General features: G+C 71.7%; 1 protein-coding gene and 1 pseudogene. Both read right to left on the minus strand.

The window, feature by feature from the left end:
* Nucleotides 1-395: pseudogene (locus VQ02_RS34060) on the minus strand (DNA primase); the annotation flags it as partial.
* A 23-nt stretch (nucleotides 396-418) separates the two neighbouring features.
* The coding region (locus VQ02_RS34065; RefSeq protein WP_209437110.1) for a strawberry notch C-terminal domain-containing protein at nucleotides 419-1,471 on the minus strand (1,053 nt) is incomplete at its 5' end.

The raw sequence follows: 1,471 nt of genomic DNA on the forward strand, positions 1-1,471 counted from the left end.
CGCCCGTAGCGCAGCATCCGCCGAGCCGACTCGGTCGTGTCGCGCGCCTCCGGGAGTGGACGGGCTCGCTCCGGCTCCGGCGCCTGGGGCAGGCTGAGGAACGCCCGCGCCTCCGCCAGGGCCGCCTTCCAGTCCTCGCCGTTCTGGAACAGGATCACGTCGAGCAGGTCGCCGTGCTCGCCGGTCGCCCCGTCGCTCCACTTGCCGCGAGCGCCCTTGCCGCGGCTCGGGCCGGTGAGGCGCACGTACAGCGACCCGCCCGCCGTGTTGTGGACGTCGCCGACGCACCACCACCGGCCGTTCCGGTGGCCGTTCGAGAGGTAGCGCCGGCAGAACGCCTCGACGTTGTCGGCGAGCTGGCGGGAAAGGTCCGCGGCGGTAGGATGGGTCGGCATGGTCGGCCTCCGCAATTCGTCTATCAAGCGTGAGCGTGGGCGGCGACGCAACGTAAGAGCGCATGACGCTCGAACACCGCCGCGAGGACCGTCGCCCCGCGCTCGCCGGCGGGGATGAACAGGCGCGTGCGGTAGGAGATGACTTCGGAGAACAGCCCCAACGTCTTGAGCCCCGCCCGCGCGCTCTCGCTCGCCCCGATCAATTCCACCCGGTTCTCGTTCATCACTCTCACGCGCTTGACCTGGAGGCCGCCGGCGAGTTGCAGGCTGGCGCGGCCCCCGATCACCGCCGCGTAGGCCTCCGCCGGGGCCATGGCGGTGCCGGCTCCCAGGTTCAGCTTCTCGCGGGTGACGTGCAGGTCCTCGGGGTCGACCACGCGCCCGACGATGCGCTCGCCCGCGTCGGTCACGAGGCGAAAAACGCGCAGGTCGATGCCGGGCAGCCGGTCCCAGATCGGCAGCAGCAGGCCGGTGACCACGTAGAGGGTGCGCTCGTCGAACTCCGGCAGGCTGGCAAGCTCGGCCTGCCAAGAGGCTCGGAAGGCGTCCAGCGTGACCTCGGCGAAGTGCGAGCGGGCGTACTGGTCGCGGTCGAGGAGCTGGCGCTGAAGCGGGCGCACGAGCCGCACCCGCGCCACCACCGAGCCGTCCTCACGGGTCTCGCTCGCGGCCTTCCCCATCAGCGCCGGCCGGCCGGACTTCGCGTTGACCACGGGGACATAGCCGTCGGCGATCATGTCGAGGGCGGTGGCGAGGTCGAGCGGCCGGAGGCGGCGCCGCTCCGCGATCGTGAGGAGATGGGTGTGGGCGCCGCTGGCCGGGTGGGTGTAGGCCACCTCGCGGTCCGTCACGGTGAAGGATTCCGCGGTCAGGACCTCGACCCCGACGTCGTAGACCCCGGCCGAGATCGCACCCTCGATCACCAGGGCCAGGCGCTCCTCGAACGCCTCGAACAGGCGGTTCTGCATCGCGATGCGCAGCGCGAGCACGCGGTTCAGGAAGCGGCCGATCGGCGGCAGCTCCTCCAGCATCGCGCCGCTCTCGGAGATGAGCGTCAGCCCGGGCATCGTCTCGAA

Source organism: Methylobacterium variabile, assembly GCF_001043975.1.
GTDB classification, from domain to species: domain Bacteria; phylum Pseudomonadota; class Alphaproteobacteria; order Rhizobiales; family Beijerinckiaceae; genus Methylobacterium; species Methylobacterium variabile.